The organism is Litorivivens lipolytica (assembly GCF_014191715.1).
In the GTDB taxonomy this organism is placed as follows: Bacteria; Pseudomonadota; Gammaproteobacteria; order Pseudomonadales; family Spongiibacteraceae; genus Litorivivens; species Litorivivens lipolytica.
On the sequence record NZ_JACHWY010000003.1, the window covers coordinates 465971 to 479358 of the forward strand.

The 13388-nt window shown below is 58.9% G+C and carries 15 protein-coding genes; 7 read left to right on the forward strand and 8 right to left on the reverse strand.

Annotated elements, in window-relative coordinates; translation table 11 throughout:
* Positions 1–88: 88 nt before the first annotated feature.
* Positions 89–646: a gamma carbonic anhydrase family protein gene (locus FHR99_RS14350; protein WP_183411397.1), complete on the forward strand. Its 558-nt coding sequence runs from the start codon at positions 89–91 to the stop codon at positions 644–646.
* A 6-nt stretch (positions 647–652) separates the two neighbouring features.
* On the opposite strand, the gene FHR99_RS14355 is transcribed toward FHR99_RS14350, so the two are convergent.
* The 8 genes from FHR99_RS14355 to FHR99_RS14390 all read right to left on the reverse strand — a co-directional run bounded on the left by FHR99_RS14355 (position 653) and on the right by FHR99_RS14390 (position 6806).
* Positions 653–1612 (reverse strand): calcium/sodium antiporter, encoded by a 960-nt coding sequence (locus tag FHR99_RS14355; protein ID WP_183411398.1) that lies wholly within the window; start codon positions 1610–1612, stop codon positions 653–655.
* An 11-nt stretch (positions 1613–1623) separates the two neighbouring features.
* Entirely contained in the window at positions 1624–2466 is an 843-nt protein-coding gene (gene aroE / locus FHR99_RS14360; RefSeq protein WP_183411399.1) for a shikimate dehydrogenase, read from the reverse strand.
* Positions 2466–3359 carry an oxygen-dependent coproporphyrinogen oxidase gene (gene hemF / locus FHR99_RS14365; protein WP_183411400.1) on the reverse strand — a complete coding sequence of 298 codons (894 nt, stop codon included), beginning with the start codon at positions 3357–3359 and terminating at the stop codon, positions 2466–2468. The genes aroE and hemF overlap by 1 nt, the downstream gene beginning before the upstream one ends.
* 2 nt (positions 3360–3361) lie before the next feature.
* Entirely contained in the window at positions 3362–3928 is a 567-nt protein-coding gene (locus FHR99_RS14370) for an L-threonylcarbamoyladenylate synthase (protein WP_343067612.1), read from the reverse strand.
* Between the two features lie 100 nt (positions 3929–4028).
* Positions 4029–4289, reverse strand: a complete 261-nt coding sequence (locus FHR99_RS14375) for a Txe/YoeB family addiction module toxin (protein WP_183411401.1) — start codon at positions 4287–4289, stop codon at positions 4029–4031.
* The gene (locus tag FHR99_RS14380; RefSeq protein WP_183411402.1) at positions 4282–4536 is read right to left on the reverse strand and encodes a type II toxin-antitoxin system Phd/YefM family antitoxin; all 255 of its coding nucleotides are present in this window, start codon (positions 4534–4536) and stop codon (positions 4282–4284) included. Before FHR99_RS14380 ends, FHR99_RS14375 begins: the two co-directional genes overlap by 8 nt.
* A gap of 65 nt (positions 4537–4601) precedes the next feature.
* A complete protein-coding gene (gene dprA, locus FHR99_RS14385) occupies positions 4602–5723 on the reverse strand; it encodes a DNA-processing protein DprA (RefSeq protein WP_183411403.1) in 1122 nt (373 codons plus the stop codon).
* Positions 5724–5768: 45 nt separating this feature from the next.
* Positions 5769–6806 (reverse strand): LysM peptidoglycan-binding domain-containing protein, encoded by a 1038-nt coding sequence (locus FHR99_RS14390; RefSeq protein WP_183411404.1) that lies wholly within the window; start codon positions 6804–6806, stop codon positions 5769–5771.
* A gap of 272 nt (positions 6807–7078) precedes the next feature.
* Between FHR99_RS14390 and def the strand changes: the two genes are divergently transcribed.
* The 6 genes from def to FHR99_RS14420 all read left to right on the forward strand — a co-directional run bounded on the left by def (position 7079) and on the right by FHR99_RS14420 (position 13377).
* Complete coding sequence (gene def / locus FHR99_RS14395; RefSeq protein WP_183411405.1) at positions 7079–7585, forward strand: peptide deformylase; 507 nt, start codon at positions 7079–7081, stop codon at positions 7583–7585.
* Between the two features lie 32 nt (positions 7586–7617).
* On the forward strand, positions 7618–8574 hold the full coding sequence (gene fmt, locus FHR99_RS14400; protein WP_183411645.1) for a methionyl-tRNA formyltransferase: 957 nt from the start codon (positions 7618–7620) through the stop codon (positions 8572–8574).
* Positions 8567–9862, forward strand: coding sequence for a 16S rRNA (cytosine(967)-C(5))-methyltransferase RsmB (rsmB, locus tag FHR99_RS14405; RefSeq protein ID WP_183411406.1), 1296 nt, complete (start codon positions 8567–8569; stop codon positions 9860–9862). The genes fmt and rsmB overlap by 8 nt, the downstream gene beginning before the upstream one ends.
* A 97-nt stretch (positions 9863–9959) precedes the next feature.
* A complete protein-coding gene (gene trkA, locus FHR99_RS14410; protein WP_183411407.1) occupies positions 9960–11333 on the forward strand; it encodes a Trk system potassium transporter TrkA in 1374 nt (457 codons plus the stop codon).
* A gap of 14 nt (positions 11334–11347) precedes the next feature.
* Positions 11348–12796 carry a TrkH family potassium uptake protein gene (locus FHR99_RS14415; protein WP_183411408.1) on the forward strand — a complete coding sequence of 483 codons (1449 nt, stop codon included), beginning with the start codon at positions 11348–11350 and terminating at the stop codon, positions 12794–12796.
* Positions 12796–13377, forward strand: a complete 582-nt coding sequence (locus tag FHR99_RS14420) for a class I SAM-dependent methyltransferase (RefSeq protein WP_183411409.1) — start codon at positions 12796–12798, stop codon at positions 13375–13377. The genes FHR99_RS14415 and FHR99_RS14420 overlap by 1 nt, the downstream gene beginning before the upstream one ends.
* Positions 13378–13388 lie beyond the last annotated feature (11 nt).

Sequence of the window (13388 nt, forward strand, 5' to 3'; positions counted from 1 at the left end):
TCATGCAGGACAACTCTCAGCCGGCGATGTTCGATATATTCGCGCACTTCGCTATCATGGGCGCATCCCAATAGACCACGGAAACTAGATGCCTTACAAAGCCAAAAATTACATCCGCACCTTCGAAGGCAACACCCCGCAACTCGGCAAGGGCGCCTTTATCGACCCCAGCGCTGCGGTGATTGGGGATGTAACGCTGGGCGATGACAGCTCGGTCTGGCCCAACACCACAATTCGCGGCGATATGCATCGTATTCGCATTGGTGCGCGCACCAGCATTCAGGACAACTCCATTCTTCACATCACCCACGCCGGTCCGTTTAACCCGGACGGTTATCCGCTGACCATTGGCGATGATGTGACTGTTGCCCACAGCGTGACCCTGCACGGTTGCGAGATTGGCAGTCGGGTGTTAATCGGCATGGGCTGTATTGTGATGGATGGCGCGGTGATTGAAGACGAGGTGGTTCTGGGGGCGAACAGTTTGGTACCGCCGGGCAAGACGCTGGAATCCGGCAAGCTCTATGTCGGCAGCCCGGCGAAACCGGTTCGGGACTTAACCGACAAGGAGCGAGAATATTTTACCTACAGCGCCAACAATTACGCCAAGTTGAAAGACCGGCATATTGCGGAGCTATCCAAGTAAACGCGGTTAAGCGGTGTAAACCAGCAGCCCGAGATAGGAGAAGTACAAGGCGGTGAGTAGGCCGCCTTCCCAGCGCTCGATGCGCCGGCTGCCTTTGAAGCTGTAGGCGACAATAAACAGCATCACCGACAGGCCAATCATGATGGGATAATCCCGGCTCAGTACGGCGGCATCCACTTTCCCCGGTGAGATCACACCCGGCAAAGCCATTACACCCAAGAGGTTAAAGAGGTTAGAACCGAGCACGTTACCCAATGCAATATCGTGTTCGTTTTTGCGCACGGCGGCGACTGACGCGGCCAGCTCCGGCAGGCTGGTGCCGATGGCGACAATGGTCAAACCAATAACCAGCTCGCTCACTCCCAACGCCTGCGCAATATCCACCGCCGCCCAGACCATGACGCGGGCAGAAATCAGCAGCACCGCAAAACCGAGCGCCAGCCAGAACAGCGCTTTGCCAAGAGTCAGGTCTTTTTCCAGCGACTCTTCAAACTCACCCGCCAGCGGATCGTCGATGCCGTGTTTGGCTTCCCACAACTGACGCAGTATCACCAGTGCAAAGCCCACCAGCAAAATGCTGCCGTCTACCAGATTTAACTCGCCATCGCGCAATAGGAACCAGCCGCCAATCATTACCAGAATCAGCAGGGGGATTTCGCGGAACAGAATTTTGGAGCGAACCTCCAAGGGCGCCACCAACGCGGTGATACCGAGAATCAGTCCGATATTGGTGATGTTGGAACCCAGCGCGTTCCCCACCGACAAGCCGGCCTGCCCCTGAAAGGCGGCGATGGCAGACACCAGCATCTCCGGTGCGGACGTGCCAATGCCCACCACCAGAATACCGATGACGAGGGTGGACACGCCGAGAATGCGGGCGGTGGCGGAGGCGCCCAAAACGAATTTGTCGGCACTCCAGACTAGTGCCAGCAACCCGGCAATCAGGCCAACAATCTGTAACAGCAAAATGCGTTTCCTTATCCCGTGGGTTTATTCAGCGAGGCGCGAATCTGTTCGATGACCGGCCCGGTGTTGGGCCGGATGCCGCGCCAGATACAAAACGATTCCGCCGCTTGTTCAACCAGCATGCCGAGACCGTCCGACACAGCCCAGGCCGCTTCACTGGCCGCCCAGCGCATAAAGGGGGTCGGCTCGGCGGAATACATCATGTCATAGCAGCAGGCAGTTTCGCTGAGCAACTCCGGCGACAGCGGAGGAAGATCCCCCATCATGCTGGCGCTGGTGCCGTTAATCACCAGATCGAACTGGCTGCCAGCGAGGCCTTCATAGCTACAACCGCGGACTTCGCCCAGCTCGCTGAACTCACGAGCCAGTAGCCGCGCCTTTTCTACGGTGCGATTGGCAATCACGATGTGACGAGGGTTGCGCGCCAGCAAGGGGCTGAGAATGCCTCGCACCGCGCCGCCCGCACCGAGAATCAGCACCCGGCGATCGGTCATTTCCCAAGCCAGATTTTCCAGCATGTCGCGAACGATGCCCGCACCGTCGGTGTTATCACCGTAAATGGTGCCGTCGTCCTGCAGCGCCAGCGTATTGACCGCACCGGCCCGCCGTGCGCGATCAGAGAGCGAATCGGCAAACTGAAAGGCGTCCACCTTGCACGGCACGGTGATATTCAAACCCTTGCCGCCATTGTCGAAAAAACGTCCGGCGCTTTCGGCAAACATCCCGTCATCGACCAGATGAGTGCGATACACCATGTTCTGCCCGCTTTGGGCGGCAAAGGCGGCGTGAATTTCGGGGGACTTGCTGTGCCGGATAGGATTGCCGAACACCGCATACTGATCAGAACTGGACATTAGTTTACCTTCAGCCAATCCCGGGGCTTGAGATAGTTGTCGTAGAGGTCCGCTTCGGGGCTGCCCGCTTCGGGCTGCCAATTGTACTCCCATCGCACCAGCGGTGGCAGCGACATCAAAATCGACTCGGTGCGCCCGCCACTCTGCAAACCAAAATGGGTGCCCCGATCAAAAACCAAATTGAACTCCACATAGCGGCCGCGGCGGTACAGCTGAAAATCGCGCTCACGCTCGCCCCACTCGGTCGCTTTGCGGCGCTCGACAATCGGCACGTAGGCCTTAAGAAAGGCATCACCTACGCTGCGCATCAGACCAAAGCAGCGATCAAAGCCGCCTTCGTCGAGATCATCGAAGAACAGGCCGCCAACACCGCGGGTTTCGTCGCGATGTTTCAGATAAAAGTATTCGTCGCACCATCGTTTCAGGGCCGGGTAGACGTCATCGCCAAAGGGAGCGCAAGCGTCAAAAGCCGTCTGATGCCAGTGGATCACGTCTTCCTCGAAGGGGTAATAGGGCGTCAAATCAAAACCGCCTCCAAACCACCACACCGGCTCTTCGCCAGGTTTTTCAGCCACAAAGAAGCGCACATTGGCATGACTGGTGGGCACATAGGGGTTCTGGGGGTGAATCACCAGCGACACACCCATGGCCTGATAGGAGCGGCCGGCCAATTCCGGGCGGCGGGCTGTAGCGGTCGCGGGCATATTGTCACCCGCCACGTGAGAGAAGTTCACACCGCCTTTTTCAATCACTGCACCATCGGTCAGGATACGACTGCGACCGCGCTCCCAGGCATCTTCTACAAACTCGGCCTTGCCATCTGCGGCCTCCAGTTCCCGGCAGATGCGATCCTGCAGATCAAGCAGGTAATCTTTAACGGCCTGAATATCCACGCTTACTCCCGGAAGGCTTCGCCCGTCAGGGCATCAAGAATGCGGCTCGGACGGCTGGCGCCGCCGGTTTCTCCGACCAGATAGTAGTCCAGACGTTCCCCAAAATACTGTCTGGCTTTTAAGGCCGTGCGCGCCGGATTGGCGCCGGAGGGATTGGCTGAGGTGCTGATTAAGGGGCCGCCCACCGCCCGGCTCAAAGCGGACGTGAGTGGGTGCCCACTTACCCGAATCGCCACGGAATCATGGCTGCCACGTACCCACGGGGCCGCCCAGCCATGAGGATCTGGCACCACAAAAGTCACCGCGGCGGGCCAGGCATCCAGCATCCGTTGACGCACTTCAGCCGGCAACGGATCGATCAAGGGCGCGAAGCAGCTGGCATCGTGAGCCACCAGAATAAGCCCCTTGGCCGGGTGGCGCTGTTTGAGATCCAGCAGGCGGGCGGTCGCCGCGGGAAAGCTCGGCAGACAGGCCAAGCCCCACACCGCCTCGGTGGGGTGGGTAATCAGCCCGCCGGACAGCAAAATATCTGCGGCGCGCCGGATTCGAAATGCAGACAGGGATGACACCGGAAAAGCCTCCAGCTTGGGCCATCGGGGCCAAGGTCAGGAAATGCGCGGAAAATACCGGAGCGGGGGCGGTAATGCAAGAAAAGGGCAGCGGCCTGACTCAGTAGTGGTAGCGGCAGGCAATGATAGTAAGCCGTGAGTCGTCGACGACATAGACCAGTCGATGAGTGTCATCAATACGTCGCGACCAGAAGCCACTCAGGTTTTCCTTCAGTGGCTCTGGCTTGCCGATGCCCTCGAAAGGTGAGCGCAGCGTATCTCGAATCAGGCGGTTGATGCGCTTGAGTGTTTTTTTGTCCTGCCCCTGCCAATACAGGTAGTCAGCCCAAGCTTCTTTCGTCCATGAAAGCGTTTCAATCATCCGTGAGCGCGCGCTCCTGTGCGTCGCCCGCCCGATACTGATCTATGGATCGCTGCAGGTGAGCCGCATTGGCCGGGCTTTTCATGAGGTAGACCGTTTCCATCAGGCCATTAAAGTGATCCAGCGACATGACCACGGCGTCTTCCGCGTCACGGCGCGTGATAATGGCATAATCCGCATCGTTGACGACCTGATCGAGCAAGCTCTTGAGCTTGCTGCGCGCTTCCGAAAAACTGATCACTCGCATTGGAGCTACCCACTTGTACTGATAATTGTACAATTTTAACCTGTACAGCAAGTTGTTCAAGTGCTTCATTTACAACGCACCCAACACGCGCCCTGCTGCTCGACCCAACCCTCCAGCTCCAGCGCCAGCAATTCCGGTAACAGCTCGTCTACGGCAACTCGACACTGATCCGATAAACGATCGAGGGGCAGGGGGTCGAAGCCCAGCGCATTGAGCAGGTGCTGCTGGCCGGGCTCAAGAGTGGGTGGCTTTGCGTTGCTCGATTCCAGTTCCGCCAGCGCCGGCGGCAGCCAGCCGACCCAGGCTTCGAGAATATCTGCGGCGGATTCCACCAGCGCTGCCCCTTCGCGGATCAAGCGGTGGCAGCCTCGCGCCAGTGGATTGTGAATGGAACCGGGGATGGCAAACACCTCCCGCCCCTGTTCCAGTGCAAAGCGGGCGGTAATAAGGGAGCCACTGCGGGGCGCCGCCTCGACCACCAGTACTCCCAAGCTCAGGCCACTGATCACACGATTTCGCTGGGGAAACTGCTCCCTCCGGGGCGGGCTGCCCGGCGGGAATTCAGACACCAGCAGGCCGCGCTCGAGAATGTCGTGGTAAAGCCGGAGATTTCGCCGGGGGTAGGGCACATCAATGCCGGTACCTAATACCGCAATGGTATCGCCACCGGCTTTCAACGCGCCCTGATGACTGCTGGAATCAACTCCCCAAGCCAGTCCGCTGGTAATGCAGAGGCCGCGCCCAGCCAAGTCCGAGGCAAAACTTTCCGCCAGAGCCAAACCGCCACGCGAAGCATTGCGGCTGCCCACCACCGCCAGCTGGGGCTGCGCCAGCAATTCGGTGCGCCCGGCCACATAGAGCAACGGCGGCGGATCGGGGATTTCCCGCAGTAGGGCCGGGTAGCCTTCATCCATATAGGGAAGAATGCGGGCGCCCATACTAGCCAGCGCTTGCAACTGGGCATCGGCTCGGAATTCCGCGGCGTGATCGCGGCCACTCAGATAAGATGAACGGGCAGCCAGCCAACTCTGCCGGGCACCGGCCTCAAGACAGGCCGAATCACTCAGCATCAATAAATCAGTTGGGTTTGGTGCCTGCTGCATCAAGCGCAGCAGGGCACTGCGGGAAAGGCCGGGCCACTGGGAGATCAGCAGCCACTGCAGGCTGGAAAGCGAAGCAACATCCATGTTCTTTCTCCAGGCACATCCTGTGCCTGCGGGTTAGTTACATTATCAGGTGGGGTTTTTGACTTTGTCGCCCACGCGCAGAGCCTGAGTCGCCGACAATACCACCGCGAAAGACAGCTTTTCGTAGCTGCGGAAGACCATCAGCAGGCCAGCCTCAACGTCGGGCACGCGCACAATTTCTTCAGCAATATCATCACGCACCAGCACACCGCGCTGATAGATCGCCATCACGTCGCCGGATTTCACACCGTCGCGCTCGCCACGGTTCAGAATCACCACATCCATGCTACCGACCTGACTGACACCACCTTCGACGGCGATGATCTGGCCTTCGATTTCCTCACTGGGTGCACGCGGCTCAAAGCGCGGTTTCAGGGTCCGATCTTCCTGCGGCAACAGGCGATCGCCGCGGCGAATTTCCTGATTGCTGCGGTTAACCTGCAAAGTAGCAATGTCACCATCCACTGACAGGCGCTTGCCGGCGCCGATATCGCGGGCCTGAATGCCCAACAGCTCGCCGGTATCCGGATCGGTAAAGACCTGCGCCTGCCGGTAAATGCCGTAGACGCTCTCATCTTCAAACTTGCCACGGGCATAGAGGGTATCGCCGGCACCGGTCACAATATGGCCTTCGCGACCGCTCAACACATAAGGCGCCTCTTCCAGCAGGGCCTTATCGACCACCCGGCTATTGCTCAGGAAGGGGCCGATCACATCCAGCGATATGGCGGGAATGGCCGTAGTCACATCGGAAATGCGCATCTGCGGCGTCAGCTTAACGTCGCGGTTAACGGTGGTTTTCTTGACGATGTTCTTAACCAGCCGAGGCTTACCGTCTACCCAGATCAGGTAAAGAATATCGCCAGGGTAAATAAGGTGGGGGTCATCCAGCTGCTGGTTGTAGTGCCACAACTCCGGCCAGAGCCAAGGGTCTTCCAGAAAGATATTGGAAATGCTCCACAGCGTATCACCGCGTTTTACCACGTAGGTTTGCGGGTGATCCTCTTTCAATGCCAGAACATCAGCCAGCACAGCCGCAGTAAAGCTTACAGAGAGCGCCAGACCAAGCAGCAGTCGTTTCATCTTGTTATCCTCGGGTGGCGGAATGCCTTGCCACACTGTGTTGAACGCGCCGTTATACCGAAGTTTTTGCCGGACTTTTGCCATGCCTGCACGCACTGACGGGAGGGCGCACTGTGGTATAATCGACCGTAACTCTTACGTTAGCACAGATTGGGTCAATAATGCTTGTTGATCATAATCTTAGCAGCAACCGTTAAAATTTCACGACAACTCGGTCACAAACACTCGCAAGTAGCCGCTGCAACGACCGAGAGCAGCCCGACGGACACAGCATGATTCTGGACATACTCGAATTCCCCGACCCCCGCCTGCGCACCGAAGCCAAACCGGTTGCCGAGGTGGACGATCGCACCCGCAAACTGATCGACGACATGTTCGAAACCATGTACGACGCCCCTGGCATCGGTCTGGCGGCGACCCAAGTCGATGTGCACGAACAGATTATCGTGATCGACGTCAGCGAAGATCACAGTGATCCGAAAGTCTATATCAACCCGGAAATAACCGTTTTGGATCAAGACCTTGGCAGCTATGACGAAGGCTGCCTGTCGGTGCCCGGCTTCTATGAAACCGTCGAGCGCCCGGCCCATATCCGCGTTACCGCGCTGGATCGCGACGGCAATCGCTTTGAAGAAGAACCTCAAGGTCTGCTCGCGGTGTGTATTCAGCACGAGATGGATCACCTCAAGGGCAAGCTCTTTGTCGACTACCTGTCGCCGCTGAAGCGCAACCGCATCCGCAGCAAGCTGGAAAAACAGCATCGCCGGGCCGCTTCCTGAAGCCCCGTTAAGGACATACCGTGAGCCAAACCCTGCGCCTGATCTTTGCGGGCACCCCCGATTTTGCCGCCAGCCATCTCAAGGCCCTGATTCAGGATGGCCGACACGAGATTGTCGCCGTCTACAGCCAGCCTGACCGCCCGGCCGGGCGCGGCAAGAAACTGCAGGCCAGCCCGGTTAAACAACTCGCCATCGCCCACGACCTGCCGGTGTATCAACCGCTGAATTTCAAAACCGAAGACGCTGTGAGCGAACTGAAAAGCCATCAGGCCGACCTGATGATCGTGGTGGCCTACGGCTTGATCCTGCCGCAGGTGGTGCTGGATGCGCCGCGCCTCGGCTGCGTCAATGTACACGCCTCGCTGCTGCCCCGCTGGCGCGGTGCCGCGCCCATTCAACGGGCCATTGAAGCGGGCGATCTGGAAACCGGCATCACCATCATGCAAATGGATGCAGGTCTGGACACCGGTGACATGCTGCTAAAGACCACATGCCCGATTAATAGCGATGACACCGCCGCCAGCCTCCATGACAAACTGGCAGAGCAGGGCGGCCCGGCACTGATCGATGCAGTCAATCACCTCGCCGCCGGTACCTTGCAGGGCGAGCAGCAGAACGACGCCCTGAGCTGCTACGCACCGAAAATACTGAAAGACGAGGCCCTCATTAATTGGGCCGAAGACGCCGTGCTGCTGCACCGGAAAATCCGCGCGTTTAACCCCTTCCCGGTCAGCTATACCCAACTCGGCGATGAGCGCTTGAAAATTCAGCGCGCCACCCTTGCCACCGGCGAGGGCGCTCCCGGAGAAATTCTCGCTGCGAGCAAAGACGGCATTCAGGTTGCCTGTGGTAAAGGCTCACTGCTGCTCACCGAGCTGCAGCTGCCCGGCGCCCGCGCGATGTCGGCCCAGGATATGCTCAACGCCCGTGCCGATCGCTTTACTCCCGGCACCGTGCTCGGCGAAAACGCCGGAGAAGCCCATGCCTGAAGTTCGCGCGGCCGCCGCGCGCTGTCTGCAGGCCGTGGCTAACGGCCATTCACTGGCGCGGGAATTGCCGCGCTGGGAACAGAAGGTCAAGTTCGAGCAACGCCCGCTACTGCGCGAGCTCTGCTATGGCACCCTGCGTTTTTACCCGCTGCTCGACGCGGTGGTGCGCCAGTCCATCAAGAAACCGATGAAGGACAAGGACAGCGACCTGCATATGCTGCTGTGTCTCGGGATCTATCAGCTCGACTACATGCGCATTGCCGATCACGCCGCCATTAACACCACCGTCAACGCGGTGCGCAAGCTGAAAAAGGACTGGGCCAAGGGGCTCACCAATGCGGTACTGCGCCGTTTTCAGCGCGAGCGCGAAACCCTGCTGGCCGCACTGGACGAGGCCGAGAAAACCGCCCACCCGGCGTGGCTGCATCAGGCCATTCTCGAGGCCTGGCCGGAACAGGCCGAGGCGATTTTTGCCGCCAACAACAGCCATCCACCGCTGTGCCTGCGCAACAATGTGCTTCACCAGACCCGAGAAAATTACCTGGAACAGCTGGCGGGACTCGACATGGAAGCCAAGGCCTGCGCCTTTGCCGAGACCGGCATCCGGCTGGCAAAGCCCGTCGATGTCAGCAAGCTGCCCGATTTCGACGACGGCGCGGTCAGCGTGCAAGACGAATCTGCCCAACTCTGCGCCGGCCTGCTGCAACCACAACCGGGCATGCGGGTGCTGGATGCCTGCGCCGCTCCGGGCGGCAAGAGCGGCCACCTGCTGGAAGCCACCGGCGGCAACCTGAACCTGACCTGCCTCGATATCGACGATTCTCGCCTGGTGCGGGTGCAGGACAATCTGGAGCGCCTCAATCTCAGCGCCGAACTGATTGCCGGCGATGCGGCGCGCCCGGAGCAGTGGTGGGACAAGCAACCCTTCGACCAGATTCTGCTCGACGCTCCCTGCAGCGCCAGCGGGGTGGTGCGGCGCAACCCGGATATCAAACTGCATCGCCAGAGCGCCGACATTCGCGCGCTGGCCGACACGCAATTGCGCTTGCTCAAGGCCCTGTGGCCCACCCTGAAACCCGGCGGTCGCCTGCTGTACGCCACCTGCTCCATCCTGCCGACGGAAAACACCGAGGTCGTAGAGCGCTTTTTGGCCGAAGAGGGAAGCGCCCGTCACCAGCCCATTAGTGCAGACTGGGGGCTGGCACAGCCCTTCGGGCGACAACTGCTGCCACAGACAGACGGCCACGACGGTTTCTACTACGCTGTACTTAGCAAGGCAGACGTTTAATAGGCCTGAGAGGAAAATGTGCCTGCAATCAGGCACACGGGTTAACAAGCTCAGGTAATGCGCCTACAATCGCGGCTAAATTGAGTCAGGATTCCTGATGAAAATCATCATTCTGGGGGCAGGGCAGGTCGGCGGCACACTGGCGGCCAACCTCGCCAGCGAGCACAACGATATCACCATCGTCGATCGCGACGGCGAGCGCTTGCAACAATTGCAGGACAAGCTCGATATCGGCACGGTAACCGGCCTTGCCTCCCACCCCGATGTCTTGCGCCGGGCGGGCGCCGACGACGCGGACATGCTGATCGCGGTGACCAGCAGTGACGAGATCAATATGGTCGCCTGCCAGATCGCCTACTCCATGTTCCGCACGCCCACCAAGATTTCTCGCATTCGCTCGCGCGCCTATCTGCTCAACGACGGCCTGTTTGCCGACGACTCCATCCCCATCGACGTCATCATCAGCCCCGAGCAATTGGTCACCCGCTACATCATGCGCCTGCTGGAATACCCCGGCTCATTGCAGGTACTGGATTTTGCCGATGGCAAGGTGCAGCTGGTTGCCGTTAAAGCCTATTACGGCGGCCCGATGGTGGGTGTGGAGCTGCAGGAAATTCGCCAGCACATGCCCAAGGTCGACACTCGCGTGGCGGCCATCTTCCGGCGCGGCGAAGCCATTCTGCCAAAAGCCGATACAGTTGTTGAAGCGGGAGACGAAGTCTTCTTTATCGCGGCCAAGGATCACATCCTGCCAGTCATGTCGGAAATGCGCCGGCTGGATGAATCCTACAAACGCATCATGATCGCCGGTGGTGGCAATATCGGCGAACGCCTGGCGAGAGCGATTGAAAGTCGCTACTCGGTAAAAATTATCGAGCAAAGTTATCAGCGCTGCCGGGTGCTGTCGGAAGAACTCAGCAAGGCGGTGGTATTGCACGGCGAGGCCTCGGACCACGAATTGCTGACCTCGGAAAACATCGACAATGTCGATGTGTTTTGCGCCCTGACCAACGACGACGAAGCCAACATCATGAGCTCGCTGCTGGCCAAGCGCATGGGCGCGAAAAAAGTCATCACCCTGATCACCAACCCCGCCTATGTAGATTTGGTGCAGGGCATCGAGATCGATATCGCTCTCTCGCCTCAGCAAATCACTATCGGTAGTCTGCTGGCCCACGTAAGGCGCGGCGACATTACCAACGTCCACTCCCTTCGACGCGGCGCTGCAGAAGCGTTAGAGGTGATTGCCCACGGCGACAGCCGCTCCTCAAAAGTGGTGGGCCGCCGCCTCGATGAAATCGACCTGCCCGAGGGCGTAACCATCGGCGCCCTTACTCGCGGTGAAGAGGTATTGATTGCCCACAGCCATATTGTGGTGGAACCAGAGGATCACCTGATTCTCTTCCTCGTCGATAAAAACAAGATCAAGGAAGTGGAACGCCTGTTTCAGGTCGGTTTCACTTTCTTCTAGGGCGAGGCCTCAACATGCATTTTGCGGTGATTGCCCGAATTGTCGGTATTCTGCTGATGGTCTTCAGTGCCACCATGCTGATTCCGGCGATCATCTCCCTGCTCGCCGCCGATGGCGCGGTGATGGCTTTTCTGATCGCGTTTGTTCTATGTTTTGGTTGCGGCGGTATTGTCTGGCTGTTTGTCAGGCGCGCACGCAGCGAACTCAATATCCGCGACGGTTTTCTGGTGGTGGCGCTGTTCTGGACGGTACTGGGCTGCTTTGGCTCGCTGCCCTTTCTACTCGCGGAAGGTCTGCACCTGCCGCTGAGTGACGCCGTTTTTGAATCCATTTCCGGGCTGACCACCACCGGTGCCACGGTGATCACCGGCCTCGACGAATTGCCGGTCTCGATCCTGTTTTACCGTCAGTTTCTGCAATGGCTGGGCGGCATCGGCATCATCGTGATCGCGGTCGCGATTCTGCCGATACTTGGGATCGGTGGTATGCAGCTCTACCGCGCCGAAACTCCCGGGCCGGTTAAAGACAGCAAGCTTACGCCGCGCATCACCGGTACCGCCAAGGCCCTGTTTCTGATCTACCTCTACCTGACCATTGCCTGCACGGCGGCCTATTGGCTGGCCGGCATGAGTGGTTTTGATGCCCTTTGCCACGCCTTTTCCACCGTCGCCATCGGCGGCTTTTCGACCCACGACGCCAGCCTGGGCTATTTCGATAATTCAATGATTCTGATCATTGCGTCGGTTTTCATGCTGTTGGCGGGCATCAACTTCGGCGTGCACTTTTTTGCCTGGCGCAGTCGTCGTTTCTACCACTACCTGCGCGACTCCGAGACCCGCTTTTACCTGTTTGCGGTGCTGGTGTCCTGCGTCGTCATTGTCAGCTTTCTTGCCTACACCAAAACCTACACGGTGCAGGAAAGTGTGTTACTTGGAGTTTTCCACACCATTTCCATCGCCACCACCACTGGCTTTGCGGCGGCGGATTTTGCGGTGTGGCCCGCCTTTGTGCCGGTAATGCTGATTCTGCTGTCTTTTATGGGCGGCTGCGGCGGTTCCACTGCCGGCGGTATGAAGGTGGTGCGGGTGATGCTGATCACCAAGCAGGGCATTCGCGAACTCAAGCAATTGATCCACCCCCACGCCATCATCCCCCTGAAAGTCGGCAACAAGCGGGTGGATGCCAAAACCGTTAGTGCCGTGTGGAGTTTCTTCGCGGTTTACATGTTTTCCTTTCTGTTAATCCTGCTGGCGCTAATGGCGAGCAATATGGATTACACCACTGCCTTTTCTGCCACGTCCGCCACGCTGAATAACCTCGGCCCCGGTTTGGGTGACGTGTCGGCGCACTACGGCGATGTCAGCCGCAGCGCCAAATGGGTGCTTTGCTACGCCATGCTGCTCGGCCGTCTGGAAATATTCACCCTGCTGGTGCTGTTTACGCCAGCCTTCTGGAAGCACTGATGTCGCAGCGCGAGCGGTGGAATGCGCGCTACGCCAACGCGGAACGGCCCACCGTTGATCAGGCCTGCGAAGTCCTTCGGCGCAACCGTGCGCTGCTGCCGTCCGCCGGTACCGCGCTGGATTTGGCCTCCGGTGTCGGCGCGAATGCGCTACTCTTGGCCGAACACGGCCTGCGCGTATCAGCCTGGGATATCTCTGAGGTCGCGCTAGACCTGCTCCAGCAAACCACCGCAGCGCAATCACTAAGGCTGGAAACCCTCACCCGCAACGTCGAGCAGCAACCACCCGAGCCCGTCACTTTCGACGTGATTGTTGTCAGCCGCTTTCTCCATCGACCGACCTTGCCAGCACTGGCCACGGCGCTCAAACCTGGCGGCCTGTTGTTCTATCAAACATTTAATCGCGCCAAGCCTGAGGGCGGCCCCAGCAACCCCGACTTCTTGCTGGAGCGAGGTGAGTTGCTAAGGGTTTTCTCCAACTTGCGTTTGTGCTTTTATCAAGAATATGAACAGGTTGGAAACACCGGTCAGGGCAACCGCTTTGAAACCCTCTATGTCGGTCAGTCACCGGACAAGCCATAACAAGAGATCGC

Coding starts and splice junctions, on each gene's coding strand:
- FHR99_RS14415 (WP_183411408.1), top strand. CDS start 11,348: ATGCATTTTGCGGTGATTGCCCGAATTGTCGGTATTCTGCTGATGGTC.
- rsmB (WP_183411406.1), top strand. CDS start 8,567: ATGCCTGAAGTTCGCGCGGCCGCCGCGCGCTGTCTGCAGGCCGTGGCT.
- def (WP_183411405.1), top strand. CDS start 7,079: ATGATTCTGGACATACTCGAATTCCCCGACCCCCGCCTGCGCACCGAA.
- FHR99_RS14350 (WP_183411397.1), top strand. CDS start 89: ATGCCTTACAAAGCCAAAAATTACATCCGCACCTTCGAAGGCAACACC.
- aroE (WP_183411399.1), bottom strand. CDS start 2,466: ATGTCCAGTTCTGATCAGTATGCGGTGTTCGGCAATCCTATCCGGCAC.
- FHR99_RS14420 (WP_183411409.1), top strand. CDS start 12,796: ATGTCGCAGCGCGAGCGGTGGAATGCGCGCTACGCCAACGCGGAACGG.
- dprA (WP_183411403.1), bottom strand. CDS start 5,723: ATGGATGTTGCTTCGCTTTCCAGCCTGCAGTGGCTGCTGATCTCCCAG.
- FHR99_RS14380 (WP_183411402.1), bottom strand. CDS start 4,536: ATGCGAGTGATCAGTTTTTCGGAAGCGCGCAGCAAGCTCAAGAGCTTG.
- FHR99_RS14375 (WP_183411401.1), bottom strand. CDS start 4,289: ATGATTGAAACGCTTTCATGGACGAAAGAAGCTTGGGCTGACTACCTG.
- trkA (WP_183411407.1), top strand. CDS start 9,960: ATGAAAATCATCATTCTGGGGGCAGGGCAGGTCGGCGGCACACTGGCG.
- FHR99_RS14390 (WP_183411404.1), bottom strand. CDS start 6,806: ATGAAACGACTGCTGCTTGGTCTGGCGCTCTCTGTAAGCTTTACTGCG.